This window comes from Streptomyces sp. NPDC024687, from assembly GCF_055559055.1.
This window is the reverse complement of record NZ_JBVHLJ010000004.1, coordinates 649115-673660: the sequence shown is the minus strand read 5'-3', so window position 1 is coordinate 673660 and position 24546 is coordinate 649115. Positions and strand designations below refer to the sequence as shown.

The window sequence follows — 24546 nt, the reverse complement described above, 5'->3', positions numbered from 1 at the left end:
GCTGGGGCTGTTGGAGGCGGGCGCCCGCTCACTCACCGAGCCGGGCGGCCGCCTCCAGCATCACCGCGTGCACGAAGGCCTGCGGGAGGTTGCCGCGCAGCTGACGCTGGGCGATGTCGAACTCCTCGGCGTACAGCCCCGAGGCCCCGCAGGCGCCCCGGTTGCGTTCGAACCAGCGATACGCCTCGACGGTCCGGCCCTGCTGGTGCTCGGCGAGCGCCATGACGAACCCGCACAGTACGAAAGCGCCCTCTGCCTCTTCCAGGGGGCGCTCGTCGTGGCGGAAACGGTAGAGGAAGTGGTCGTCCGCCAGTTCCCGACGGCACGCGGCGAGGGTGGCCCGGGTGCGCGGGTCGGCGGCGGGCAGGGCACCCCGTATGCCGGGCAGCAGCAGGGCGGCGTCCACGGACGGGTCGTCGGGCGTGCGCTGCCAGTGACCGTCGGGGTGGAGGCAGGTCCGCTCGACGGCGTCGAGGACCCCGAATCCCACCGCACCCCCTCCAGCCACGCCACACCCCCTGCCGGTCGGCATCGCCGCACTGACCGGCATCCCACCAACCGACCAAGCCGCCCTTTAAGGAACGAGCCCCACACCCCATCCCGTCAGCTCTCCGCGCCTCCCCTACTCCCATCGCTCCCCGACACCGCCGCGGCCACCTCGGCGAACGCCCCGCCGAGTACACGCCCCGCGCCGTCCGGCCCCCACGGGGGTGGGGCCGGCGCTTCAGCAGTCGGCGGCGGCTGCAGATCCATTCTCTTGACCGCCCCCCCTCGCACGGCATCCGTCCTTCGGCCAGGAAGCGGCGCCGAGCGCGGGGCGCCCCTCCACCGTTCGGCCGAGGGCACGGTGGATCTCCCGCGTCCGGCGCGCGCACGCCTGCTTCACGGACGTGCTCCCCGACCGCTTCGCCGTCGAGGCAGCCAACTACTGTTCAAGCCCCAGACGTTGACCCGCCTCCGGCACGACAGCAGAATGATCCCGCCCCTTTGAGAGCGCTCTCAGAACATCCCGGCTCGTACCGCCCGAGGAGACCCATGACCGGCAGCCCCCGCCCGCCCCTCAGCCGCCGCACGCTCATCGGGACCGGCCTCGGAGTCGCGGTCCTCGCCGCGACCGGCACCGGCACCGCGCAGGCGGCCCAGGGAACGTCCACGGCGCCCGGGGTCTCCGCGCCCCGCCGTGCGCAGGCCTTCCTGGCCGCCGCCATGGACGCCTACCCGGACCACGGCACCATCCGGCTCACCCAGAGCTACACGGACCAGGCGGGACTGTTCAGCACGGCGTTCACGTACGACAACGCCCTCGCGGTCCTGGCCCATCTCGCGTCTCCCGCGGGCGAGTCGCGGGCCGTGGCCCTCGGTGACGCGCTGTTGTACGCCCAGGCCCACGACCCCGTGTACGGCGACGGCCGGCTGCGGCAGGCCTACAACGTCGGGCCGTACACCTTCTACGACGGCTCCCCGCAGCCGGACGGGTTCGTCAGGGCGGACGGCACGGCCAACGTCGGTACGCAGTTCGGCTTCACCGGGACCGCCGTGGGCGACATGGCGTGGGCCGGCATCGCGCTGAGTGCCCTCGCCGGGCGCACCGGTGAGCGGCGCTTCCTCACCGGCGCGGTGCGGATCGGCGAGTGGATCGAGCGGGTGGGACGGACCGACGAGCCGCTCGGCGGCTACAAGTTCGGGGTCGACGGGGCCGATCAGAAGCTGCCGTTCACCTCGACCGAGCACAACACCGACCTGGTCGGCCTGTTCGGGCGGCTCGCCCGGCTGACCGGGGACAAGGTCTGGCGGGAGCGTCGCGCGCGTGCCAGGGCCTTCGTCGAGAAGATGTGGGAGCCGTCGGGGGGCTTCTTCTACACCGGCACCAACGACGGCGTGACGATCAACAAGTCCCCGATCCCGGAGGACACCCAGACCTGGACCCACCTCGCCCTCACCTCCCCGGCCCACTCCCGCTCCCTCGACTGGGCCGCGGCCGAGCTGGCCGTACGGGACACGGCCGACCGCCCCAACAGCACCGTTCCCGCCGGGCAGTCCTACGAGGGTGTCACCTTCAGCTCCGCGAGCCTGCTGGCGAACGAGGGTGCCCCCATCGCCGACGGCCAGCCCAGGCCGGACCGCAACGGCGTCTGGTTCGAGGGCACCGCCCACCTCGCGCTCGCGCTGCGGCACCGGGGACATGCCGGGGACGAGAAGCGCGCCCACCGCTTGCTCGGCTCGATCGAGCGCGCCCAGGACCACCTCGGCGAGGCCCAGACCGTCGGCGGCACGGCCCTCCCGGCCCGTTCCGGGGTCGTCTCGGCGAGCAGCCCGCTCGACACCGGATTCGGGTTCGGCTACTACCCCTACCGTCACACCGGCGCCACCGCCTGGTACCTCCTGGCCACGGCCCGCGCCAATCCGCTGCGGGGCTGACGCCTCCGCCCGCTCCGCACGGTCGACAGGAGGCGATCTTTGCTGCCCCATGGCAGGGAGATGACCGGATAACTGCTGATCCATGACCGGATAGCTGCCTACCTGCACTCATGATGGTCGGCGTAAGTAAGGCGTGCCTACGCTAACCAGCGTCCACGGCAGGCCGAGAGCGACTGTCATGGAGGGGCCCAGCACCCATGTGGGACGACGCGTTTCCGAGCTTCCTCATCGGACTGAGGGAGGGCCTGGAGGCCGGGCTGATCGTCTCCGTTCTCATCGCCACGCTGGTGCGCTCCGGTGCTCGGGCCCGGCTGCCGCAGGTGTGGACGGGGGTTCTGGCCGCGATCTCCCTCGCCCTGAGTTTCGGTGCCGTGCTGACCTTCACCGCCGCATCGCTGTCCGCCACCGCCCAGGAGGCGTTCGGCGGTGCGCTGAGCGTGGTGGCCGTCGGGTTCGTCACCGCGATGGTGTTCTGGATGCGCCGCTCGGCGCGGACGTTCTCCGGTGAGATCCGGGAGAAGGTCACCGGGGCACTGGGCATGGGCGCGGGCATGCTGATCGCGACCTCGTTCCTGGCGGTGGGCCGCGAGGGCCTGGAGACCGCGCTGTTCCTGTGGACCACGGCCCGCGCGGCCGGCGAGTCCGCGGGCCCCCTGACCGGTGCCGGTATCGGCCTGGTCCTCGCGGCGGGCCTGTGCTGGGGGCTGTACCGCCGTGTCCTGCACATCAACCTGACGAGGTTCTTCACCGCGACCGGCGCCGTCCTCATCGTGATCGCGGCGGGTGTGCTGGGCTACGGTCTGCGCGACCTCCAGGAGGGCGGAGCGCTCCCCGGCGGGACGTCGTACGCCGTCGATCTCGGCGGCAGCATCGACGCGGGAGCCTGGTACAGCACCCTCGTGCAGGGCGTGTTGAACCTGACGCCGACCATGACCTGGCTCCAGGTGGCCGGGTACGCCGGCTATCTCGTGGTCGTGATGCCGCAGTTCCTGCGCAGCTCGCCGGGTCGACCGACGGAACCGGCCCCGAAGGCGCGGGAGACCGAGCCGGCCCGTCCGGCGCCCGTGCGTCGCCGCCCCGTGTGGGTGATTCCGGTCGCGGTCGTCGCCGTGCCCGCCGCGCTGGCGGGAGGCGCGGTCACCCTCGGCGGGTCCCGTCCCGCCGGTGCCCAGACCGTGGCCGTGTCCGAGACGGACTGCGGCCACGGCTTCACCGCGCCGAAGCCCGGGCGCCGGACTTTCCGGATGCACAACACCGGCGACAAGACCTCCGAGGTGTACCTCATCGACCCGGGCACCGGCGCGGTCTACGGCGAGGTCGAAGGCCTCGCTCCCGGCACCACCCGCGATCTGACGGCAACCGTCGCGGGCGGCACGTACGCCTGGCGCTGTGTCCCCAGCAGCGGCAAGGCGGTCACCTCGCGCGCGGTACGGGTCACGGGCGGCGGTGGGTCCACGGCGGCGGTCGTCCCGGTCTCCGCCGCCGATCTGGCCGCGCCGCTCACGTCGTACAAGGCATACGTCGACCGGGGCCTGGCCACCCTCGTCACACAGACCGGACGGCTCAGCGACGACGTCGAGGCCGGCCGTCTCGGGGCAGCCCGCACCGACTGGCTGACTGCGCACCGCACCTACGCCTCGCTCGGCGCCGCCTACGGCACCTTCCAGGACTACGACCGGAAGATCGACGGCAGGCCCGACGGACTCCCCGGCGGGGTGCACGACAAGGACTTCTCCGGCTTCCACCGGATCGAGCACGGTCTGTGGCACGGCGAGTCGGCGCGTGAACTGGCCGTGCCCGCCCGGCAACTCGCCGCTGACGCCGCCGCGCTGCGCAAGGCGTTCCCCGCCCAGGACTTCGATCCCGGAGACCTGCCCCTGCGCGCCCACGAGATCCTGGAGAACACCCTCCAGTTCGAACTGACCGGCGACGCCGACCAGGGCAGCGGCACGGAACTCGCCACCGCCGACGCCAACCTCGCCGGCACCCGGGAACTCCTCTCCGTCCTGCGGCCGTTGCTGACCGACCGCGCCCCGCATCTGCCGCCCACCGTCGACACGGACATCGCCCGGCTGCAGAAGCTGCTCGACTCCGCGCACCCCGGCGGGAGTTGGACTCCGGTCGGCCGCCTCGACGGGAGCGCGCGGGCCCGGTTGGACGGGGCCACCGGGCAGCTTCTGGAGGATCTCGCGCCGGTGCCGGACCTGCTGGAGATCAGGAAGTCCGCGTGAAGAACAACGAGCAGCAGGGCCAGCACCCCGGAGGGAACCACCCCATGCCGTCGAGAGAAGCATCAGGCTGTCCCGCCGGGGCCGGCCGCCGCTCCTTCGTGCGAACGGCCCTCGGCGCCTCGGCCGCGGGCGCGGCACTGGCCGGCGGCGCCTTCGCCTTGAGCGCGAGCGGGGGCACGGCCGAAGCACAGGCCGCGGACGCCGCCGGCACCGCGAAGGTGCCCTTCCACGGCGTCCACCAGGCGGGCATCCTCACCCCCGCACCGGCCGCGGCCACCTTCGTCTCCTTCGACGTCATCGCCGACGACCGCGCGCAACTGGCCGAGCTGCTGCGGACGTTGACAGCTCGCGCCCGTTTCCTGACCGCGGGCGGCACCCCCGCCGACCTGGGCGTCGGCGCCCCGCCCTCCGACAACGGCATCCTCGGCCCGGACGTCACCGCCGACGCCCTCACCGTCACCGTGGGCGTCGGAGCCTCGCTGTTCGACGACCGCTACGGCCTGGCGAAGGCGAAGCCGCGCCGGCTCACCCCGATGCGGACCTTCCCCAACGACAACCTCGATCCGGCCGCATGCCACGGCGATCTGTCCCTTCAACTCTGCGCCGCCCGCCAGGACACGGTGCTGCACGCACTGCGCGACATCGCCAAGCACACCCGAGGCGCGATGCAGATCAAGTGGCGCATCGACGGCTTCCAGAACGTCCCCCGCCCCAGTGGCGCCCAGCGCAACCTCCTCGGCTTCAAGGACGGCATCGCCAACCCGGAGGTCACGTCGGCCCGCGAGATGAACCGGCTTGTATGGGTGGGCGACGGACAGGGCGAGCCGGCCTGGGCGCGCGGCGGCAGCTACCAGGTCATCCGTGTCATCCGGATGCTCGTCGAGTTCTGGGACCGGGTCTCGCTGACCGAGCAGGAGCAGATGTTCGGCCGCCGCAAGGACACCGGCGCCCCGCTCGACGGCGCCAAGGAGACCGACGTCCCGCAGTACGCCAAGGACCCGCACGGCACCGGCATCCCCCTCGACGCGCACATCCGCCTCGCCAACTCGCGCACCACCGCGACCGACAACTCACGTATTCTGCGCCGTGGTTACAACTACGACCGCGGCATCGACGACGTCGGCAACCTGGACATGGGCCTGGTCTTCTGCTGCTACCAGCAGGACGTGCGGCGCCAGTTCGAGGCCACCCAGACCCGTCTGATCGACGAACCGCTCGTCGACTACATCTCCCCCACGGGCGGTGGCTACTTCTTCGCGCTGCCGGGTGTCCGCGACGCCGCCGACTGGCTGGGGCGGGAACTGCTCACGCCGTGACGGCCACGCGGAACTCTCCGCTACGCCTGCGGCCGGCGGCCTCACGAGCGGACGTTGGCCCGGACCGCCTCTTCGATGGGTGTCGATCCCGAGTCGAGTTCGAGGATCTGCCGGCCGATCCGGGGTTCGTGGAGCAGTTCGGCGAGGGTGGCGGCGACGTCGTCGCGAGCGATCTGGCCGTGGAACTCCGCCGGCCCGAGGGAGACGGTGCCGGTTCCCGGGCCGTCGAGAAGGAGTGACGGACGGAGGATCAGCCAATCCAGATCACTGCGGCTGACTGCGATGTCCGCACCCTTCTTCACGGCGAAGTAGTACTCGACCTCGTCCGGGAGCTCGCGTTCCCGCCATGATTCCGGAAGCACCGACACCAGCACGAAGCGCTCCACCCCGGCGAGACGTGCCGCCTCGATCGCCTTGACGACCCCCTCACCGTCGACGGCTGTCGTGACCTCCCTGCTGCCGCCGTTCGATCCGGCACTGAAGACGATCACGTCGACGTCACCGAACGCTGTCGCGAGTTCCTCCACGGTCATGCCGGAGAGATCGCCCACTCGGGTGTGCACGCCCAGCGACGCGAGTTCGGCCTGCTGGTCCTCCCGGCGAACCAGTCCGTGGACGGCGTCTCCCCGAGAGAGCAGCTTCCGCGCGAGCAGACCACCGATGCCGCCGGTGATGCCGATGACGAAGACGTCCACCTCTGTTTCTCCGTTCTCTCGATGCAACTCGGGTGTTGTTCGTTGACGACCTTGGTTAACGACGATAACTTATCGCCGTTAACCAGGAGAGGAGTGGCCCGTGGTCGCACTTGAGGCCGATGACGTCTACGCGCTCGCGCCGTACGCCAAGACGCTCGGGGTCGAGTTCGAGGAAATGGCGGCAGCCGGCGTGCAGGCCCGACTGGCGCACGACCATTCCCTCTCCACGGTGGGCGGCGGCCTCCACGGAGGGGCGTTGATGGGGCTTGCCGACGTGTGTGCCGCCGTGTGCGCCGCACTCAACGGTCCAGCCGGCGCCGCACCGGCCACCGTCGAGTCGAGCACGCATTTTCTGCGGCCGGCACGCACGAGCGTCGTCGCGACAGCTCGTCCGTTGCGGCTGGGCCGCAACAGCGTCATCGAGGTCGACATTCGTGATGCCGAGGGCGAACTGTGCGTGCGGGTGACCCAGGTGGTCACCAGCGTCACACCGAAGACATCCTGATGCCCGGTCACGCACCCGTGTCCGTGACCGGTTCCCGGGTGCGCGCCGCCAAGGGGCAGGGCGGCCTGCTCCGGACCCAGCTTCTCGACATCGCCGATCAGCTGCTGGAAGACGGAGGCGCCGAGGCTGTGACGATTCGAGCGGTGGCGACCCGTGCGGGAGTCAGCCCGCCGGCCGTCTACCTCCACTTCGCCTCGAAGCGGGAACTCGTCCATGCGACGTGTCTGCGGGTGTGGAGCTCGCTGTTCATTGAGCTGGAAGCGGTGTCCCGGGACGTCCCGGACCCCGTGACGGCGCTGTACGAAACGTGTGTCGCCTACATCGCGTTCGGACTTCGTCATCCTGCCCAGTACCGACTGGTGATGTCCGGTGAGGCCACCGAGGCCAGCCGCCGGAACGAGGACGAGTGCTTCCGCTATTTCCGGGACAAGGTCGCGGCCTGTGCTGATGCCGGGGTTCCTGTGACGAGCAGGACCGAAACGGCCAGAGCGCTGTGTGCCGGCGTGCACGGGGCGGTTTCTCTCCTGATCCACCAGGAGCGTGACGCATGGCCTCCGGACAGCGAGCGCTACATCGGACGGGCGGCGTCGTCGGCCGTCCACGGCGCCCTTCTCACCGCGTCCCACATGATCAGACCCTCACTGGCCGGCGTGCCGCAGTCGGACTGAATGCGCCGGGACCGGTCGGCCGCAGACCGTCACCGGAACAGCGGAACCTCTCCCGGCGTGACCTCCGGTGCCGCAAGGTCGATACTGCCGAAAGCAGCACTCGCAGCCTGAATATCACCAGGAGATACCCATGAAGATGCTGATCAACGTTCCGGAGTCCGTGGTCGCGGACGCCCTGCGCGGTATGGCGGCCGCCCATCCGGAGTTGACCGTGGATGTCGAGAACCGGGTGATCGTACGGCGGGACGCCCCCGTTGCCGGGAAGGTCGCCCTGATCTCCGGCGGTGGCTCCGGGCACGAGCCGCTGCACGGCGGATTCGTCGGACCCGGCATGCTCTCCGCGGCCTGCCCGGGCGAGGTGTTCACCTCTCCGGTGCCCGATCAGATGGTGCGGGCGGCGGCCGCCGTGGACAGTGGGGCCGGCGTGCTGTTCATCGTGAAGAACTACACGGGTGACGTGCTCAACTTCGACATGGCGGCCGAGCTCGCCGAGGACGAGGGCATCCAGGTCGCGAAGGTCCTGGTCAACGATGACGTGGCGGTGACCGACAGCCTCTACACGGCAGGTCGGCGGGGCACCGGCGCCACGCTGTTCGTGGAGAAGATCGCGGGGGCCGCGGCGGAGGAGGGACAGTCGCTCGAGCGGGTGGAGGCGATAGCCCGGCAGGTCAACGAGAACTCCCGGAGTTTCGGCGTCGCGCTCAGCGCGTGCACCACGCCCGCCAAGGGCAGCCCCACCTTCGACCTGCCGGCCGGCGAGCTGGAACTGGGGGTCGGCATCCACGGCGAGCCCGGCCGGGAGCGGCGGGCGATGATGACCTCACGGGAGATCGCCGACTTCTCGGTGCACGCGATCCTGGACGACATGAGCCCGCGCAATCCCGTGCTCGTCCTGGTCAACGGCATGGGAGCCACCCCGCTCCTGGAGCTGTACGGCTTCAACGCCGAGGTGCAGCGGGTGCTCGCCGACCGCGGGGTCGCCGTCGCCCGCACCCTGGTCGGCAACTACGTCACCTCGCTCGACATGGCCGGCGCCTCGGTCACGCTGTGCCAGGTGGACGAGGAGCTGCTCCGCCTGTGGGACGCGCCGGTGCGGACGCCGGGGCTGCGCTGGGGAGTGTGAGCAGGAGATCAACGTACCGACCACGCAAGGAGATCCAGTGCTCGACGCCGACTTCTTCCGCCGTTGGATGACGGCGACCGCCGCCTCCGTGGACCGGGAGGCGGAGCACCTGACCGCCCTCGACTCCCCCATCGGTGACGCCGACCACGGCAGCAACCTCCAGCGCGGGTTCACCGCGGTGACCGCGACCCTGGAGAAGGAGGCCCCGGACACCCCGGGCGCGGTCCTCACCCTCGCCGGAAGCCGGTTGATCTCGACGGTCGGCGGTGCTTCGGGACCCCTGTACGGGACTCTGCTGCGGCGGACCGGCAAGGCGCTCGGGGACGCCGGCGAGGTCAGTGCCGAGCAGCTCGCCGAGGCGCTGCGGGCCGGGGTGGAGGCGGTCATGACGCTGGGCGGGGCCGCCCCGGGTGACAAGACCATGATCGACACGCTGGTGCCGGCCGTCGACGCGCTCGGCGCCGGTTTCGCCGCGGCGCGGACGGCCGCCGAGCAAGGGGCCCTGGCGACCACGCCGTTGCAGGCCCGCAAGGGCAGGGCGAGTTATCTCGGCGAGCGCAGCATCGGGCACCAGGACCCGGGCGCGACCTCGGCCGCCCTGCTGATCGCCGCGCTCGCGGAGGCCGCAGGTGAGTGACGCGAAGCTGGTCGGGATCGTTCTGGTGTCACACAGCGCGGAGGTCGCCGCGTCCGTGGCGGAACTGGCGAAGGCGCTCGCGGGCGGTGGCACGGAGGTACCCGTCGCCGCGGCCGGGGGCACCGAGGGCGGTGGGCTCGGTACAAGTGCGGAGCTGATCGCCGGTGCGGCCGCCGCCGTGGACCGGGGCGCCGGGGTCGCCGTTCTGACCGACCTCGGCAGTGCGGTGCTCACGGTCAAGGCGCTGCTGGCGGAGGGTGACGAACTCCCGGAGGGCACGCGGCTGGTGGACGCGCCGTTCGTCGAGGGAGCGGTGGCCGCGGTCGTCACGGCGGCCACCGGAGCGGACCTCGCGGCGGTGGAGGCGGCGGCCGCGGAGGCGTACAGCTACCGGAAGGTGTGACGCGGGGGGAGCGGCTTGTCCTGGACGAACTGCTTCGCGAGCCGCTCCCCCGTCGCGACGGCGGCGGCATGGTCCTCGATCGGTTTCACCTGCGTGTTCCTGAAGACGATGTAGGTGACGCCGGAGGGCGTGCCGCCGCCGCGCGGATCGGGGCGGATCCCGAGGGCCTTCGCGGTGGCGTAGGACGCCTCGCCGATGATCTGGCCGGGACCCACGTCCCCGACGACGGCGTACTGCACCCGGTCCCCGTACACGACGGCCGCGACCGCGCCGCCGCGTACCCCGTGCTCGCGGTAGTCCCAGATCTGGCTCGGCGCCGGCACCACGATGTACGGCAGGCTTTCGGCGCTCAGATAGCGGCCGTCGGACTGCTCGAAGGCGGTCGCGTCGGAGAACAGCGGGTCGGTGCGGCGGTTGCAGTGGCTGCCGGACCGGCCGTCGCAGTCGATGTCCATGTCGGCCTTCCAGAAGACGGCGTCCCTGGTGCCGCAGACCGGGATGGTCGCGGCCGTGCCGTCGTCACTGCGGTAACGGCCGTGTGAGACGGGCTCGCAGGTGCGCACCCTGGCCAGGAGGTCGGCGGCCAGGACCGCCCCCTCGCGCCGCACCACCGGCTCGGTCCGGGCGGCGGCGTGCTCGACGGCGGGGGACGTCGTCGGGGCGAGCAGCGCGGCGCTTGCCGCGGCCAGCGTCAGCGACTGGACACGCACGATAAGGGTCCCTCTCCTCGGCGGCATTGACGGGCACTCAGCCCAATCTGATGCCGCTTCAGCCGAGCGGCCACCGCAGAAGGGCCGGACGGGGCAGGGGCCGGGGGCCCGAGCCCTCGACGAACCCCGGCCTACCGGCCACCCGTACGGCGCGGGACAGCGACGACAGCGGCCCGCGCCACCGGCACGAACTCCGGTCACCTCGTGGTGAGTTCGGCCGTGAAGGCATTCAGCCTACGTAACTCTCCCGAGTCCGTCCCATACGGTCCGCCCTCTTGCTGCGGACAGCCACCCGGCGCCATATTGGTCCGGACCATTGCCGTGGTGTTCTCCCGGGAGGCAGAGCCGTGCGAGGCGTTCCCGTTCCCCTGTGCCTCTGCGCCGCGCTGGTCTTCGTCGCCTCCTGCGGGTGGGGCGGACCGGACGACGGCGAGAGCGGCAGGCTGCCCGCCGCCCCGGTGGGCGTCACGGCCGCCGCGGGCAGCGCGACCAGTGTGCACGTGATGTGGAACGCCGTCGGCGCGGGGATAGAGCGCTACGAGGTATATCGGGACACCACAAAGGTGGAGGAGGTGCCCGGTTCACAGCACATGGTGGATGTCGTCAGGCTCGAGCCCGCCACCCCGTACGCCTTCACCGTGCGGGCACGCGACACCGAGGGGCGACTCGGCCCGCCCAGCCGGGAGGTGCGGGCGACGACTCCGGCGGCCGCGGCGGCGGACCGCTCGGCCCCGACCCGCCCCGGCGAGCTGCGGGGCCGGACGGCGGGCAGCCGGGCCGTCCAGCTGAGCTGGGCCGCCTCGGCGGACGACCGGGACGTGGTGTCGTACGACATCTACCAGGGCAGCACGAAGATCCACAGTGTGGGCGGTGCCCAGACGGCGGCCGTGGTCACCGGGCTGCGTCCGGGCACCCGCTACGCCTTCACCGTCCGGGCCCGGGACGCGGCCGACAACCTCTCACCGGCCGGGGACACCGTCCGCCTGACCACTCCGGGCGGCGACGACGGCCGGGACACGGCACCGACGGACTTCCGTGCGACCACCCGGCGGGGGGACGGCGGCGCGTACTACCTCGACCTGTCCTGGCTGCCGCCCCGGACGGACGGTGTCGTCACGGAGTACCAGGTCCACCTGGACGGCCGGGCGGCCACCTCGCTCGTGTTCGGCGGGACGCCTCCGCGCGGGAGGACGACGTACAGCTTCTATCTGGGGCGCGAGGCCGGTGAGGGGCACCGGGTGCGGATCCGCGCGCGGCTGCCCGACGGCACCTGGGGCGGGCTGTCGGCGGAGCGGTCCGTGACGACGGGTGCCGCTGCTCCCCCCTGACGCCCGCCCCGCTCTCCCATGACGGCCGCTCACGTCTGCGCCGGACGGAGCAATCCGTCACCTGTCCGGCGCAGCAGCGCATGCGGGCCTGGCCGGGGGCACATTGGCTGTCCTTGAGGCAGCACGGGCTTCCCCCACCTCGGCGGCGCCACGGATGTTCCGCCGACCGTGCCGCCGGAGGGCAGTCCATGCGCACTGAACAGCTACTTCTCCGCTCCGGCCTGACCGTCGCGGCCGTCGCCGCGCTGCCGCTCGCCCTGACCGCCGGGCCGGCCGCCGCGGCATCGGGCATCTCCGTGAGCACCTCCGGATCCACGGTCTCCGTCACGACACCGGCCTGCTCCCGTACCGCGACCAACGGCGGCTGGGGCACCGCCTCGCTGCTCACCAGCAGCCAGGCGAACTTCAGCCAGGGCCGGCAGGTGGCCCTGTCGGGTACCACCTCCCTGCAGTCCGCGGCCTGGTCGAGCGTGAGCCCCGGGACGTACACCGTCATCGTGATGTGCGCCTACAACAACAGCACGGCGGGCACCCAGTCGATCATCGTCTCGGGGTCCGCCACGCCCACGATCTCGGCGACGGCCACGGCCTCCCCGTCCCGCGGTGTCATGGGCGGTCTCGGCGGCGCCACCGAGGACTACGGCACCCTGACGCTGGCGGCCGGCGGCGGCCTGGTGGCGGTCGGCGCGGTGGCCGCGGGGTGGTTCCTGCGCCGGCGCTCACGGCCGTACCGCCTCTGAACGCCTTCAGGGGGCCGGTCGCCTCCGAAAAGCCTTCAGGAGTCCGGGAGTTCGTCCAGCTCCCGCAGTGCCTCGGTGAGCCACTGCGTCCAGAAGGTCTCCAGCTCGATGCCCGCGCGCAGGACCAGGTGCTGAAGCCTGGCCTGCGCGCTGTCGTTGCCGGGTGGGAAGTCGCGCTTCTCGATCTCCCCGTACTCGGCCAACTGCCGCCGGTGCAGGTCGAGATGGCGGCGCAGGTCGGCCTCCAGACCCGCCGTGCCGACGACGGCGGCCGCGCGCAGCCGCAACAGCAGGGCGTCCCGGTGCGGCTTGGGGTCCTGCGCCGCGGCCGTCCAGCGTTCGAGTTCGGCGCGGCCCGCGGGCAGGACCTCGTAGCTCTTCTTCTGCCCGCGGGTCGGCTGGGCCGCGGGCAGGGCCCGGATGTACCCCTCGGCCTCCAGTTTTCCCAGCTCGCGATAGATCTGCTGGTGCGAGGCCGACCAGAAGTAGCCGATCGACCTGTCGAACCGGCGGGTCAGGTCCAGCCCCGCCGACGGCCTTTCGAGCAGTGCGGTGAGGATCGCGTGCGGGAGTGACATGGAGTCATCCTAGGGACGGCGCCGGTACGGGCCTCAGAGGGCGGCCGCGACCTCGGTGCCCTGCTTGATGGCCCGCTTGGCGTCCAGTTCGGCGGCCACGTCGGCGCCACCGATCAGGTGAGCGCTGCGGCCCGCGGCGACGAGCTCCTCGTACAGGCCCCGGCGCGGCTCCTGCCCGGTGCACAGCACGACGGTGTCGACCTCCAGGACCGTGCTCTCCTCACCGACGGTGACATGCAGTCCGGCGTCGTCGATACGGTCGTAGCGCACACCCGGGACCATGGTGACGCCCCGGTGCTTGAGCTCGGTGCGGTGGATCCAGCCGGTGGTCTTGCCGAGTCCGGCGCCGACCTTGCTGGTCTTGCGCTGGAGGAGGTGCACAGTGCGCGGCGGGGCGGGGCGTTCGGGGGCCGCGAGTCCGCCGGGTGCCGTGTAGTCCATGTCGACGCCCCACTGACGGAAGTACGTCTCGGGGTTCTCGTGCGCCTTGTCGCCGCCGTCGGTGAGGAACTCGGCGACGTCGAAGCCGATGCCTCCGGCGCCGAGGATCGCCACCCGGTCGCCGACTGGGGCGCCGTCCCGCAGGACGTCGAGGTAGCCGACCACGCTGGGGTGGTCGACGCCCGGGATGTCGGGGGTGCGCGGGGTGACACCGGTGGCCACGACGACCTCGTCGTAGGCATCCAAGTCGCCGGACGTCACAGGGGTGTTGAGCCGTACGTCCACGCCGTGGGCGTCGAGCTGGTGGCGGAAGTAGCGGATCGTCTCGTCGAACTCCTGCTTGCCGGGGACCTTGCGGGCGACGTTGAGCTGGCCGCCGATCTCGCTCGCGGCGTCGAACAGGGTGACCTCGTGGCCGCGTTCGGCTGCGGAGACAGCGCAGGCGAGCCCCGCCGGACCGGCTCCGACCACCGCCACCCGCTTGCGCAGCCGGGTCGGGGACAGCACCAGTTCGGTCTCGTGGCAGGCGCGCGGGTTGACCAGACAGGAGGTGATCTTCCCGCTGAAGGTGTGGTCGAGACAAGCCTGGTTGCAGCCGATGCAGGTGTTGATGGCATCGGGACGGCCCTCGGCGGCCTTGTTCACGAACTCCGGGTCGGCCAGCATCGGGCGGGCCATCGACACCATGTCCGCGTACCCGTCGGCGAGCAACTCCTCGGCCAGTTCGGGGGTGTTGATGCGGTTGGTGGTCACGAGCGGGATCGACACCTCGCCCATGAGCCGCTTCGTCACCCACGTGTAGGCGCCGCGCGGCACCGAGGTCGCGATGGTGGGGATGCGGGCCTCGTGCCAGCCGATGCCGGTGTTGATGATCGTGGCCCCGGCGGCCTCGACGGCCTTGGCGAGCGTCATCACCTCGTCGAGCGTCGAGCCGCCCGGGACGAGGTCCAGCATGGACAGCCGGTAGACGATGATGAAGTCCTCGCCGACGGCCTCGCGCACCCGCCGCACGATCTCCACGGGGAAGCGCATGCGGTTCTCGTACGAGCCGCCCCAGCGGTCGGTGCGGTGGTTGGTCTGCGCGGCGATGAACTCGTTGATGAGGTAGCCCTCGGAGCCCATGATCTCCACGCCGTCGTAGCCGGCCTGCCGGGCGAGGCGGGCGGCGCGGGCGTAGTCGTCGATGGTCCGCTCGACCTCGGCGTCGGTGAGTTCGCGGGGCGGGAAGGGGCTGATCGGCGCCTGGAGGGGGCTCGGGGCGACGAGGTCCCGGTGGTAGGCGTACCGCCCGAAGTGCAGGATCTGCATCGCGATCCGGCCGCCCTCGCGGTGCACGGCCTCGGTGATCTGCCGGTGCTGCTCGGCCTCCGCGTCGGTGGTGAGCTTGGCGCCGCCCTCGCCGGGCCGGCCCTCGTCGTTGGGCGCGATGCCGCCGGTGACGATCAGGCCCACTCCCCCGCGTGCCCGCTCCGCGTAGAAGGCGGCCATGCGCTCGAAGCCGCGCTCGGCCTCCTCCAGGCCCACGTGCATGGAGCCCATCAGGACGCGGTTGGGCAGCGTGGTGAAGCCCAGGTCGAGCGGGTTCAGCAGGTGCGGGTAACGGCTCATCGGGCCCCTCCGTCGCGGTCTCGTGCCTCTCTGTTGTAGAGGACCGCGACACCTTTGTGCAACTAGTTGCACAACCGGCCGGGGGTGATCCGAGCCACGTCGGCGGCTTCAGCTGTGCGTGTTCTTGCCGCTTGCCTCGTCGGACCTCTCGGTCCCGGCCGCGGCCAGGCTCCCCAGCAGCGCGAGCGCCTCCTCGGACGGGCTGCCGGGTTCGGCCTGGTAGACGACCAGCTGCTGTCCCGGGGCACTGTTGACGGTCAACGACTCATAGTCCAGGGTCAGTTCGCCGACCAGCGGATGCCGGAAGCGTTTGCTCTCACGGGTCTTGCGGCGGATGTCGTGGCGGGCCCAGAGCCTGAGGAACTCCCCGCTGCGCAGCGACAGTTCACCGACCGCGGCAACCAGTTGCGGGTCCTCGTGACCGGTTCCGGCGGCGGCCCGCAGCGCGGCCACGGTGTTCACCGCCACGGGCTCCCAGTCCGGATAGAACCCGCGCGCGTCCGGATCGAGGAAGACGAGCCGCAGCAGGTCGCCGCTGTGGGTGTGACCGGCGAACAGCGCCCCACCGAGGACGTTGTGGGCCAGCACGGTCAGGCAACGGTCCAGGACCACCGCCGGAGTGCGGTGCCAGCCCTCCATCATCCGCAGCAGCACGGGGTTCACCGGGTCGGGCCGCGGGCCGCCCCGGGAACGGTCGGCGACGGGACGGGCCAGCCCGTGCAGATGCTCGACGGCGTCCTCCTCCAGGCCCAGGACCCGTGCCAGCGCGTCGACCACCTGTGCCGAGGGGTTCCGCTCACGCCCCTGCTCCAGGCGCACGTAGTAGTCGGTGCTGACCCCGGCCAGCACCGCCACCTCTTCGCGGCGCAGGCCCGCCACCCGGCGCCGGCTTCCGGCAGGCAGCCCCGCGTCCTCGGGCCGGACGAGGGCGCGCCGGGCGCGCAGGAAGAGACCGAGCCTGTTGTCACTGTCCATGCCCTCGACCCTAGATCCGGGCGGGGGCCCACGGGAGTCCGCAAGGTGGCCGCGGTACTCCTACGATCCGTTCTCCTCGGGGCGATACGGCCTGGTCCTAGGCCGGGGCCGGTCCCACCGTTGACGGCATGACACACACCTGGAACCTCACCCACCGCGTCGCGGTCGTCACCGGTGCCACCAGCGGGATCGGCGCGGCCACGGCACGGCGCCTCGCCGCCGCCGGAGCGAGCGTCGCACTGCTGGGCCGCCGCGAGGACCGCCTCAAGACGCTGGCGGACGAGCTGCGCTCCTCGGCCGGCGGAGCGGTCCTGCCCGTCGCCGTGGACGTGACCGACGCCGAGGCCCTCTCGCGGGCGGCCGCCGCCGTTACCGGGACGCTCGGCACCGTCGACCTGGTCGTGGCCAACGCCGGCGTCATGCTGGGCGCCCCCTTCGAGCGCGCCGCGACCGACGAGTGGGACCGCATGATCGACGTCAACCTGCGCGGTCTGCTGCACACCTCCCGCGCCTTCACCGACGATCTCCTCGCGGCGGCCTCCCGCGGCGGCCCGGCGGACCTCGTCCACGTCGGTTCCGTGGGCGGGCATCTGCTCTTCCCCGACTGGTCCGTCTACTGCGCCACCAAGGCGGCCGTGGCCCATCTCACGCGCAATCTCCGCGCCGAGCTGGGCCCGCGCGGAGTGCGCGTGAAGAACATCGAGCCGGGGGTCACCACCACCGAACTGGGCGGGGACATGCGGGACGCCCCGACACGGGCGACCCTGTCCCGCCTGCGCACCGACGTGCAGCCCCTGCACGCGGACGACATCGCGGAGGCCGTCGCTTTCGCGACCGCGGCCCCGCCCAACGTCAACGTCGCGGAGATGGTGGTGGTACCGGTGCGGCAGGGCTGACCACGGGGTGGCCGGTCGCGCCCGATCGCGCGACCGGCCACCCCGTCGCCCTGGAGTACCGGCAGTCCGTCAACGGCTCTCGAGCCGCACGTGCAGCTCCCGCTCCTGGTCCCCCGACGCGGACGAAAGGTCCCGCACCGTGAACGTCGAGTCCAACGTCTTCCGAAGCTTGTCGATGGCCCAGTACCCGCCCTGCGCGTCGATCTCGACGGAGGACGACAACGGGGCGGGCGGCGGGCAGGAACGCGCCTCGGTCACCTCGAAGGTCCCCAGCCACACCATCGGCCGCGACTCATGAAGCTGCTGCGGCACCTCGTCGGCACCCCGGTCCGACTCGAAACACGCGGCCAGCGTGTCGAAGACGATCCGCGCGTCCTCCGCGCTGCCTCCACTGATCTCCAGGGAGACGGACTCCTCGTGCGCTTGCTCACGATCCATCGTGGTCGCTCCTCTCGTGGCGATGACCAGTCCGCCGGGTTCCCCGCGAGCCGCGCCACACCCCCAGAAAAGCACCACGTTTCCCGAAGCACTACCAGCGGCGGCGTCCGCGGGTCCACCGAGGCGGGCCCGGAACGCGGCGGTCAGGAAGGCGCCAGGACGGTTGTGCCACCGTCGCATCCGGCCACAGGGGCCCCGCCATCGGTGCCGGCCCCCATTCCGAGGAGGGCCGGCACCCGCCCGTCAGGGGCTCAACTCCTGGTGAAGCGGTACGTCTTGCTATCCGTCAGGACGCAGAAGCCGGGCGAGACGACGATCACACGCAGGGTTGCGGTACGGCGGTCGTAGTCGATGCCCTCCGCCTCGAACTCGCCCGAGCAGGAGCTCCTGAGGGGCAGCCGGCGCAGTGCCGTGACATGCCCGGAGACGTTCGCCGAGCCGGTCGAGGCGACGGACAGGTCGATCTGGAGGAGCGGCTTGGTGTAGCCGAAGAGCGTGCCCGCCGGGTCGTCGGAGGAGCACAGCAGCTGGGTGGCGCTCAGGAAGTCGCAGCCCTGTACGTCCCGGACGGCGTGGTCGAGGGTGACGGTGGCCGCCTGCGGAAGGTTCGCCGAGGGAGAGGTGCTCGCGTTGACGCCGGGCGTGGGGAAGACCAGCAGGCGGGTCATGGTGCCCCACTCACCGGACAGCATCCACTGTCCGTCGGGTGAGATCGCGGCCCAGGAGTTGTTGAGCGCCTCGCCGGGGCTGAGTGAGTGGACGTACTCGGACCAGGTGCCGTCGGGCGCCTGCACCCGGAACATCTTCGCGGTGCCGGAGTCGGCCTGGTAGGGCTCGATGTAGTGGCCGTCGTAGGAGGCGTCCGGGTCGCCCACGTGGTTCCAGCCGCGGCTGGAGACGCCGATGGGGATGGTGCCGATGCCGGTGTACCGGTTGGCGGATCCGGCGGGGACCTCGACCGAGGTGAGGCCCTGGCTCTCGGTGAGCGGGTTGGCCCGGTCGGAACCGGTCTCGGTCCAGGTGTCGGCCGCGGAGGCCGGCGGTGCGGCGGCCAGGAGGGCCGTCGCGGTGAGGGTGACGAGGGCGGCGAGGAGCGCGTGACAACGCTGTCTGGCGCGCAGGGGCATGGATGACTCCCGGGGCTCCTGGGGCGGGGTGCGGTGGGTCGGCGACAGTCTGACGTGCCCACGCCAGTCATGTACAGACCAATCGAATGAACGAGCGGCCTTCGTCACCCCGGCGCACTTCACCGGACGCGCGCCCCCGTGTTGAGAGATGGTGGAAGAACACGACCGCGTGGTCACGCAGACGGTTGAACGCGGTAGAACAAGGGGAGTCGGCACGGGGGTACGGCGTGCCGCGAGGACGGTCTAAGGCGGTTCGTGCAATGGGTGCAGCCGGAATACCCGCGTCAGAGGGTGGAGACCCCCCGCGCGGGGCGGTACGGCCGAGCGGGCTGCTCGACGAGTTGGGCATGGCCTCGGTGGTGCTGGACGCCCAGGGCCACATCGTGCTGTGGAGCCCGCAGGCCGAGGAACTGTTCGGCTACACCGCGCCGGAGGCGCTGGGGCAGTACGCGGCCCATCTGATGATCCACGAGCAGCACGCCGACCTGGTCGTCAAGCTGTTCGCCGACGTCATGGAGACCGGCCAGAGCTGGGCCGGCGCGTTCCCCATTCGGCGCAAGGACGGCTCCACCAAGCTGGTGGAGTTCCGCAACATGCGGCTGCTGGACGACCACGGTGACGTCTACGCGCTCGGGCTGTGCGCCGACCAGTCGACCGTGCGCCGCCTGGAGCGGGACGTGGCGCTGTCCGCCCGGATGGTCTCCCAGTCCCCGATCGGGCTGGCCGTGCTGGACACCGAGCTGCGGTACGTCTCGGTGAACCCGGCCCTGGAGCAGCTGAACGGTGTGCCGGCCGAGGAACATGTCGGCCGGAAGATCGGCGAGGTGCTGCCCCATCTCGACGTGGCCGCCTTCGAGGCCGCCGCCCGGGAGGTGCTGCGGACCGGCAAGCCGCTGGTCGACCAGCACACGATCGGCCGTACACCCGCGGATCCCGACACGGACCACGCCTGGTCGGTGTCGCTGTACCGCCTGGAGGACGCGCTGGGGACCGTCCTGGGCGTGGCGGGCTCGGTGCTGGACGTCACGGAGCAGCATCTGGCGACCGTGGAGGCCGAGACGGCCCGGCGCCGCCTCGCGCTCGTCGCCGACGCCTCCGCCCGCATCGGCACCACCCTCGACCTGGACCGCACCGCCCGGGAGCTGGCCGACGTGGCCGTGCCGGAGCTCGCGGACGTGGCGGCCGTGGACCTGCTGGAGGCGGTGGTGCAGGGCAGGCCGAGCACCCTGCGGCCCACCGAGCCCGCCGTGATGCGTCCCCTGGCCGTCGAGGCGGCCGGTGCCCCGGACGCCCTGGCCGCGGCCGATCCGCCCGGACAGGTCGCCCGGTACGCCCCCGAGCGCCTGGTCACCGAGTGCGTGCGCACGGGGAACCCGGTCCTGGTGGCTCAGGTCGGGCCCGAGGACCTCGTCCGCATCGCCCGCTCACCCGAGGCCGCCGCACAGCTGGCCAGGGCCGGCCTGCACTCCTATCTGGCCGTGCCGCTGATCGCGCGCGGCGAGGTGCTCGGCGCCCTCGACCTCAAGCGCATCCGCAACCCGGAGCCGTTCGGCGAGGACGACGTGCTGCTGGCTCGGGAGCTGGCGGCCCGCGCGGCGGTGCAGATCGACAACGCCCGCTGGTACCAGGACGCCCGCAACACCGCTCTGACCCTCCAGCGCAGTCTGCTGCCCAGCCACCCCTCCGTGACCGGCGGCCTGGAGGTCGCCTCCCGCTACCAGCCCGCGGGCGCCACCGCCGAGGTCGGCGGCGACTGGTTCGACGTGATCCCCCTGGACGAGGGCAAGACCGCGTTGGTCGTGGGCGATGTGATGGGCAGCGGAATCAACGCCGCCGCGACGATGGGCCGGCTGCGCACCGCGACGAACACCCTGGCCTCCCTCGACCTCGACCCGGCCAGGCTCCTCGAACACCTCGACCGGATCACCGAGGAGCTGGACCACTCCATCGCCACGTGCGTGTACGCCGTGTACGACCCGCGGCTCTCGCAGTGCCGGATCGCCAACGCCGGGCATCTGCCGCCGGTACGCCTGCGCCCCGGCCGTCCCCCCGAGCTGCTCGAACTCCCCACGGGGGCGCCGCTGGGCGTGGGCGGTGTCGCGTTCTCCACGACCACCGTCGACCTCGCACCCGGTGACCGGCTCGTGCTGTACACGGACGGTCTCGTCGAGACCCGCCAGCATCCGCTCGACGAGCGCCTGGACGCGCTCCTCGACCTGCTCGACACCCCCGACGGCCCGCTGGAGGACATCTGCGACCTGCTGCTGCGCACCCTGCACCAGCCGGACAACTCCGACGACGTGGCACTGCTGATCGCACGGGTGCAGACGCCTGCGACCTGAGTGCGCCCGGCACACGGGGCGGGGGGAATGCGCTCCGGTCGGCGTCCTGGCCGCCACCGGCACGATCGCCTGCGCCGGGCACCACGGTCCAGGTGACCGGCTGGCTCGACGGCGGCGGCACCAGGACCGCCGCCCGGGTCCTCATCGGAACCGGGGAGAACGACTGCCCCGACACGCCTTCCGGCCCGGGCGCCCGCCGTCACGGGGACCCGGCGGAAGAGGGCAGGGCGTCCTGACTCGCGTCGGGTACGGCGGTGGACCGCCGGGGCAGCAGGAGCGGGGTGGCCAGCAGCAGGAGGCCGGCCAGCGCGATCGCCTCACGGGTTCCGGTCAGCGTGGCCAGCAGGCCCCACAGCGCGGTCAGGGCCGCGGTGGTCAGCTTGCCCGTCACCGACCAGGCGGAGAGGGTGCGGACCACCCGGTCCGTCGGTGTCATCCGCAGCCGGTGGGTGGAGAACACCGGGTTGAAGACGGCACAGGAGGTGATCACCCCGAGCTCGACGCCCATCACGAGGAGCAGCCCGGCCGTACCGGGGCCGACGAAGGCCAGGCCGAGGGGCCAGCACGCGCGCAGGATGCCGGAGGTGATCAGGACACGGTGCTCTCCGAACCGGGTGACCAGAGGGAGTGCCATCCGTGAGCCGAGCAGGCCGCCGAGGCAGGGCACCGAGAACGCGAGGGCGTACTGCCAGGGGGCGAAGCCCAGCGGGCCCAGCATGAGGACGGTCAGCAGCGGCACCGGCACCATGATCAGGGCGTTGACGAGGACCGTGTTGAAGAACAGGGGGCGCAGGCTGGGGCCGGCGAGGATGTGACGCCAGCCCTCCAGAAGGGACCCCTTCGCCTCCCCGGCGGTGGGGACGGGCCGTGGCTCGCCTGCGCCGATCGCGCGGATCCCCAGGGCCGACAGCAGGTAGCTCACGCCGTCGGCCAGCAGGGTCGTCACGGGACCGAAGAGCCCGATGGCGGCCCCGCCGAGGGGAGGTCCGATCACGATGCTGGTCCAGTTCGTGGCCTCGAACCGGCCGTTGGCGACCAACAGGTCGTCCGGGCCGACAAGCGACTTGAGGAAGGCCCCGGAGGCGGCGGTGAACGTGATGTCGGCCGCCGCGACGACCACCGACACGGCCAGGAGCTGGACGTAGCCGAGCGCACCGAGCGCGTACGCGGCGGGCACGCTCAGCAGGGCGGCGAAGCGCACCAGGTCCATCGCGACCATCACCGGTCTCTTGCGGCGGAACTCCACCCAGGGCCCGAGCGGTACGGCCACCGCCGCCCCGACCGCGAGACCGGCGGCCGCCAGCGCGGACACCGCGGCGGGGCCGGCGTGCAGCACCAGGACGGCGATGAGGGGGAAGGCGCCGAACGACAGCGAGGTGCCGAACGCGCTGACCGCGTAGGCCGCCCACAGCCACCCGAACCGCCGCCCCAGCGACCGTCTCGCACCCACGCCCGAACCCCCCTCGCCGACAACTCCACGTTGACCGACGCCATCCAACCGAGTGCCGGGCCTGCCGATCAAACAACCACGGCACCGACCGGTCACAACCGCCGGTTGTGCGGTGCCGGACTAGGCTTCCGGCATGGATCTCGACGCCGTACGCACCTTCGTCGCCGTGGCGGACGCGGGGCGGTTCCAGGAGGCCGCCGACGGGCTGGCGGTCACCCAGCAGGCCGTGTCGAAGCGGGTCGCCGCGCTGGAGAAGGACCTCGGGGCGCGACTGTTCACCCGTACCCCGCGCGGCGCGCGGCTGACCATCGACGGACAGGCGTTCCTGCCGCACGCCCGCGAACTGCTCCGGGTCGCGGAACGGGCGGCCGCTTCGGTACGACCGGGCAGTCGAGCACTGCGCGTCGACGTGATCGGCCGCCGGCTCGCCCCCGCGGAGCTGCTGCGCGCCTTCCACCGCGCGCACCCCGGTGTCGAGCTGGACGTCGTCCCCCTCTTCAACGCCGACGCGGCGCTCGCCGCCCTCCGGTCCGGCACGATCGACGCCACGTTCCGCGCCGTCCCGCACTCCGCGGGGCAGCAGTCCACCGACGGCATCGAGTCCGTGCGGGTCTACGACGAACCGGTCCAACTGCTCACCGGCCCCGGCCACGCGTTCGCGGGAGCCCGCTCGGTGGAACTCTCCCGGCTGGCCGGGCACCGCATCTGGATGCCCGGCCTGGTCACCGGAACCGAGTGGGGCACCTACTACGACGACCTCGCCGCCGCCTTCGGCCTGACCATCGAGGTCACCGGCCCCGATTTCGGCACCGACCCCCTGCTCGACACCATCGCCGACTCCCCCACCCTCGCGACCCTGGTCGGCGAGCTGACCCGGCTGGTCTGGCTGTCCGACCAGGACCTGCGCCGTATCCCGGTCCACGGGCCGACGCCGGTCTACCCGCACTCCCTTCTCTGGCGCGCCGACAACCCGCACCCGGCGCTCGCCGCCCTCCGGTCCCATCTGCACGCCACACATCCCGACCCGCCGGATGTGGGGACGTGGGCTCCGAGCTGGGCCTAAGCCGTCCTGGTGCCGATCACGACATGGGCGTACAGCTCCTCCGAGACCGCCAGGCGGGGTGTCAGGCCGCTGTGGGTGAAGGCGTCGAGGGCGGCGGCGGACTGGCGTTCGCTGGTCTCCACGAGGAGGCAGCCGCCGGGGGCGAGCCATCGAGGGGCCTCGGCAGCGACCCGGCGCAGGATGTCCAGGCCGTCCGTGCCGCCGTCGAGGGCGACCAGGGGCTCGTGGTCACGGGCCTCGGTGGGGAGGAGGGCGACCTCGTCGGTGGGGACGTAGGGCACGTTGGCCGCGAGGATGTCGATACGGCCGCGCAGGTCGGCGGGGAGGGCCTCGAAGAGGTCGCCGGTGTGGACCCGGCCGCCCGCGTCGGCGGTGTTGCGCCGGGCACAGTCCACCGCGGCCGGGTCGATGTCGGCGGCGTGCAGTTCGATCGGGCCCAGCGCGGCGGTGAGCGCGGCGCCGACCGCACCCGAGCCGCAGCACAGGTCCACGACGACCGAGGCGTCCGGCACCCGGGCGAGGGCCTGGTCGACGAGGAACTCGGTGCGACGGCGCGGCACGAAGACGCCGGGCGCCACGGTGATGCGCAGTCCCCGGAACTCGGCCCAGCCGACGACGAGTTCGAGGGGGTGGCCGATGACCCTGCGGTCGACCATGTCGGCCAGTTCGGCCGGGGTGCGGGCGGCGGCGAGGATCAGCCGGGCCTCGTCCTCGGCGAAGACACAGCCCGCGGTGCGCAGGGCGGCGACGACGGAGTCGGCGGAGGTGTAGCGGGGAGAGAGTGAAGGCATGAAGCCGGGAGCCTTTCGAAAGCCGAAGGGCGCTCCCGCGGTCACCTGGGCCTAGCGGCGGTG

General features: G+C 72.1%; 22 protein-coding genes and 1 pseudogene. 13 read left to right on the top strand and 10 right to left on the bottom strand.

The genetic code is table 11. From position 1 onward, the window contains the following. Positions 1-28: 28 nt before the first annotated feature. Positions 29-478: pseudogene (locus ACZ39I_RS19720) on the bottom strand (glycoside hydrolase family 15 protein); the annotation flags it as partial. Positions 479-1035: 557 nt separating this feature from the next. Between ACZ39I_RS19720 and ACZ39I_RS19715 the strand changes: the two are divergent. The 3 genes from ACZ39I_RS19715 (at position 1036) to efeB (ending at position 5965) form a co-directional block, all read left to right on the top strand. Beyond that, positions 1036-2418 carry a Tat pathway signal sequence domain protein gene (locus tag ACZ39I_RS19715; protein ID WP_467245625.1) on the top strand — a complete coding sequence of 461 codons (1383 nt, stop codon included), beginning with the start codon at positions 1036-1038 and terminating at the stop codon, positions 2416-2418. Between the two features lie 197 nt (positions 2419-2615). After that, the gene (gene efeU / locus ACZ39I_RS19710) at positions 2616-4649 is read left to right on the top strand and encodes an iron uptake transporter permease EfeU (protein WP_467245624.1); all 2034 of its coding nucleotides are present in this window, start codon (positions 2616-2618) and stop codon (positions 4647-4649) included. Between the two features lie 44 nt (positions 4650-4693). Next, entirely contained in the window at positions 4694-5965 is a 1272-nt protein-coding gene (efeB, locus tag ACZ39I_RS19705; protein ID WP_467245712.1) for an iron uptake transporter deferrochelatase/peroxidase subunit, read from the top strand. A gap of 41 nt (positions 5966-6006) precedes the next feature. Here efeB and ACZ39I_RS19700 read toward each other — a convergent pair whose 3' ends face one another. Further along, complete coding sequence (locus ACZ39I_RS19700; protein ID WP_467245623.1) at positions 6007-6660, bottom strand: NAD(P)H-binding protein; 654 nt, start codon at positions 6658-6660, stop codon at positions 6007-6009. 100 nt (positions 6661-6760) lie between these two features. Between ACZ39I_RS19700 and ACZ39I_RS19695 the strand changes: the two genes are divergently transcribed. The 5 genes from ACZ39I_RS19695 (at position 6761) to ACZ39I_RS19675 (ending at position 9996) form a co-directional block, all read left to right on the top strand. Beyond that, positions 6761-7165: a PaaI family thioesterase gene (locus ACZ39I_RS19695; RefSeq protein ID WP_467245622.1), complete on the top strand. Its 405-nt coding sequence runs from the start codon at positions 6761-6763 to the stop codon at positions 7163-7165. Then, entirely contained in the window at positions 7165-7833 is a 669-nt protein-coding gene (locus ACZ39I_RS19690; protein ID WP_467245621.1) for a TetR/AcrR family transcriptional regulator, read from the top strand. The genes ACZ39I_RS19695 and ACZ39I_RS19690 overlap by 1 nt, the downstream gene beginning before the upstream one ends. A 130-nt stretch (positions 7834-7963) precedes the next feature. Continuing rightward, entirely contained in the window at positions 7964-8956 is a 993-nt protein-coding gene (gene dhaK / locus ACZ39I_RS19685; RefSeq protein ID WP_352386144.1) for a dihydroxyacetone kinase subunit DhaK, read from the top strand. A 37-nt stretch (positions 8957-8993) separates the two neighbouring features. Beyond that, positions 8994-9593, top strand: coding sequence for a dihydroxyacetone kinase subunit DhaL (gene dhaL, locus ACZ39I_RS19680; protein WP_467245620.1), 600 nt, complete (start codon positions 8994-8996; stop codon positions 9591-9593). Next, the gene (locus ACZ39I_RS19675; RefSeq protein ID WP_467245619.1) at positions 9586-9996 is read left to right on the top strand and encodes a PTS-dependent dihydroxyacetone kinase phosphotransferase subunit DhaM; all 411 of its coding nucleotides are present in this window, start codon (positions 9586-9588) and stop codon (positions 9994-9996) included. The genes dhaL and ACZ39I_RS19675 overlap by 8 nt, the downstream gene beginning before the upstream one ends. Here ACZ39I_RS19675 and ACZ39I_RS19670 read toward each other — a convergent pair. After that, positions 9981-10706: a glycoside hydrolase family 75 protein gene (locus ACZ39I_RS19670; RefSeq protein ID WP_467245618.1), complete on the bottom strand. Its 726-nt coding sequence runs from the start codon at positions 10704-10706 to the stop codon at positions 9981-9983. The two genes, ACZ39I_RS19675 and ACZ39I_RS19670, sit on opposite strands and share 16 nt — an antisense overlap. Positions 10707-11053: 347 nt before the next feature. Between ACZ39I_RS19670 and ACZ39I_RS19665 the strand changes: the two genes are divergently transcribed. Together ACZ39I_RS19665 and ACZ39I_RS19660 are read left to right on the top strand one after the other, a co-directional pair. Next, complete coding sequence (locus tag ACZ39I_RS19665; RefSeq protein ID WP_467245617.1) at positions 11054-12034, top strand: fibronectin type III domain-containing protein; 981 nt, start codon at positions 11054-11056, stop codon at positions 12032-12034. 188 nt (positions 12035-12222) lie between these two features. Then, a complete protein-coding gene (locus ACZ39I_RS19660) occupies positions 12223-12774 on the top strand; it encodes a hypothetical protein (protein WP_467245615.1) in 552 nt (183 codons plus the stop codon). A 35-nt stretch (positions 12775-12809) separates the two neighbouring features. Here the strand turns inward: ACZ39I_RS19660 and ACZ39I_RS19655 are convergent, their stop codons facing one another. From ACZ39I_RS19655 to ACZ39I_RS19645, 3 genes are all read right to left on the bottom strand, one after another. Next, the gene (locus ACZ39I_RS19655; RefSeq protein WP_467245614.1) at positions 12810-13352 is read right to left on the bottom strand and encodes a PadR family transcriptional regulator; all 543 of its coding nucleotides are present in this window, start codon (positions 13350-13352) and stop codon (positions 12810-12812) included. Between the two features lie 33 nt (positions 13353-13385). After that, positions 13386-15401, bottom strand: a complete 2016-nt coding sequence (locus ACZ39I_RS19650) for an FAD-dependent oxidoreductase (RefSeq protein WP_467245613.1) — start codon at positions 15399-15401, stop codon at positions 13386-13388. Between the two features lie 108 nt (positions 15402-15509). Continuing rightward, positions 15510-16376, bottom strand: coding sequence for a helix-turn-helix transcriptional regulator (locus ACZ39I_RS19645; protein ID WP_467245612.1), 867 nt, complete (start codon positions 16374-16376; stop codon positions 15510-15512). 128 nt (positions 16377-16504) lie between these two features. Here ACZ39I_RS19645 and ACZ39I_RS19640 point away from each other — a divergent pair, with 128 nt between their 5' ends. Beyond that, on the top strand, positions 16505-17272 hold the full coding sequence (locus ACZ39I_RS19640) for an SDR family oxidoreductase (RefSeq protein ID WP_467245611.1): 768 nt from the start codon (positions 16505-16507) through the stop codon (positions 17270-17272). A 69-nt stretch (positions 17273-17341) separates the two neighbouring features. On the opposite strand, the gene ACZ39I_RS19635 is transcribed toward ACZ39I_RS19640, so the two are convergent. Together ACZ39I_RS19635 and ACZ39I_RS19630 are read right to left on the bottom strand one after the other, a co-directional pair. After that, on the bottom strand, positions 17342-17710 hold the full coding sequence (locus ACZ39I_RS19635; RefSeq protein ID WP_467245610.1) for a hypothetical protein: 369 nt from the start codon (positions 17708-17710) through the stop codon (positions 17342-17344). Between the two features lie 251 nt (positions 17711-17961). Further along, on the bottom strand, positions 17962-18837 hold the full coding sequence (locus ACZ39I_RS19630) for a hypothetical protein (protein WP_467245609.1): 876 nt from the start codon (positions 18835-18837) through the stop codon (positions 17962-17964). A 260-nt stretch (positions 18838-19097) separates the two neighbouring features. Here ACZ39I_RS19630 and ACZ39I_RS19625 point away from each other — a divergent pair, with 260 nt between their 5' ends. Further along, complete coding sequence (locus ACZ39I_RS19625) at positions 19098-21179, top strand: SpoIIE family protein phosphatase (protein WP_467245608.1); 2082 nt, start codon at positions 19098-19100, stop codon at positions 21177-21179. Between the two features lie 199 nt (positions 21180-21378). Here the strand turns inward: ACZ39I_RS19625 and ACZ39I_RS19620 are convergent, their stop codons facing one another. After that, positions 21379-22629, bottom strand: coding sequence for an MFS transporter (locus tag ACZ39I_RS19620; RefSeq protein WP_467245607.1), 1251 nt, complete (start codon positions 22627-22629; stop codon positions 21379-21381). Between the two features lie 133 nt (positions 22630-22762). Between ACZ39I_RS19620 and ACZ39I_RS19615 the strand changes: the two genes are divergently transcribed. After that, entirely contained in the window at positions 22763-23692 is a 930-nt protein-coding gene (locus ACZ39I_RS19615) for a LysR family transcriptional regulator (RefSeq protein ID WP_467245606.1), read from the top strand. On the opposite strand, the gene ACZ39I_RS19610 is transcribed toward ACZ39I_RS19615, so the two are convergent. Beyond that, entirely contained in the window at positions 23689-24483 is a 795-nt protein-coding gene (locus tag ACZ39I_RS19610) for a putative protein N(5)-glutamine methyltransferase (protein WP_467245605.1), read from the bottom strand. The genes ACZ39I_RS19615 and ACZ39I_RS19610 overlap by 4 nt on opposite strands. Positions 24484-24546 lie beyond the last annotated feature (63 nt).

Excerpts from the sequence above, each read along its gene's own strand:
- ACZ39I_RS19715 (WP_467245625.1), top strand. The coding sequence starts at position 1,036 with ATGACCGGCAGCCCCCGCCCGCCCCTCAGCCGCCGCACGCTCATCGGG.
- efeU (WP_467245624.1), top strand. The coding sequence starts at position 2,616 with ATGTGGGACGACGCGTTTCCGAGCTTCCTCATCGGACTGAGGGAGGGC.
- efeB (WP_467245712.1), top strand. The coding sequence starts at position 4,694 with ATGCCGTCGAGAGAAGCATCAGGCTGTCCCGCCGGGGCCGGCCGCCGC.
- ACZ39I_RS19690 (WP_467245621.1), top strand. The coding sequence starts at position 7,165 with ATGCCCGGTCACGCACCCGTGTCCGTGACCGGTTCCCGGGTGCGCGCC.
- dhaK (WP_352386144.1), top strand. The coding sequence starts at position 7,964 with ATGAAGATGCTGATCAACGTTCCGGAGTCCGTGGTCGCGGACGCCCTG.
- ACZ39I_RS19660 (WP_467245615.1), top strand. The coding sequence starts at position 12,223 with ATGCGCACTGAACAGCTACTTCTCCGCTCCGGCCTGACCGTCGCGGCC.
- ACZ39I_RS19655 (WP_467245614.1), bottom strand. The coding sequence starts at position 13,352 with ATGTCACTCCCGCACGCGATCCTCACCGCACTGCTCGAAAGGCCGTCG.
- ACZ39I_RS19650 (WP_467245613.1), bottom strand. The coding sequence starts at position 15,401 with ATGAGCCGTTACCCGCACCTGCTGAACCCGCTCGACCTGGGCTTCACC.
- ACZ39I_RS19645 (WP_467245612.1), bottom strand. The coding sequence starts at position 16,376 with ATGGACAGTGACAACAGGCTCGGTCTCTTCCTGCGCGCCCGGCGCGCC.
- ACZ39I_RS19640 (WP_467245611.1), top strand. The coding sequence starts at position 16,505 with ATGACACACACCTGGAACCTCACCCACCGCGTCGCGGTCGTCACCGGT.
- ACZ39I_RS19635 (WP_467245610.1), bottom strand. The coding sequence starts at position 17,710 with ATGGATCGTGAGCAAGCGCACGAGGAGTCCGTCTCCCTGGAGATCAGT.
- ACZ39I_RS19630 (WP_467245609.1), bottom strand. The coding sequence starts at position 18,837 with ATGCCCCTGCGCGCCAGACAGCGTTGTCACGCGCTCCTCGCCGCCCTC.
- ACZ39I_RS19625 (WP_467245608.1), top strand. The coding sequence starts at position 19,098 with ATGGGTGCAGCCGGAATACCCGCGTCAGAGGGTGGAGACCCCCCGCGC.
- ACZ39I_RS19615 (WP_467245606.1), top strand. The coding sequence starts at position 22,763 with ATGGATCTCGACGCCGTACGCACCTTCGTCGCCGTGGCGGACGCGGGG.
- ACZ39I_RS19610 (WP_467245605.1), bottom strand. The coding sequence starts at position 24,483 with ATGCCTTCACTCTCTCCCCGCTACACCTCCGCCGACTCCGTCGTCGCC.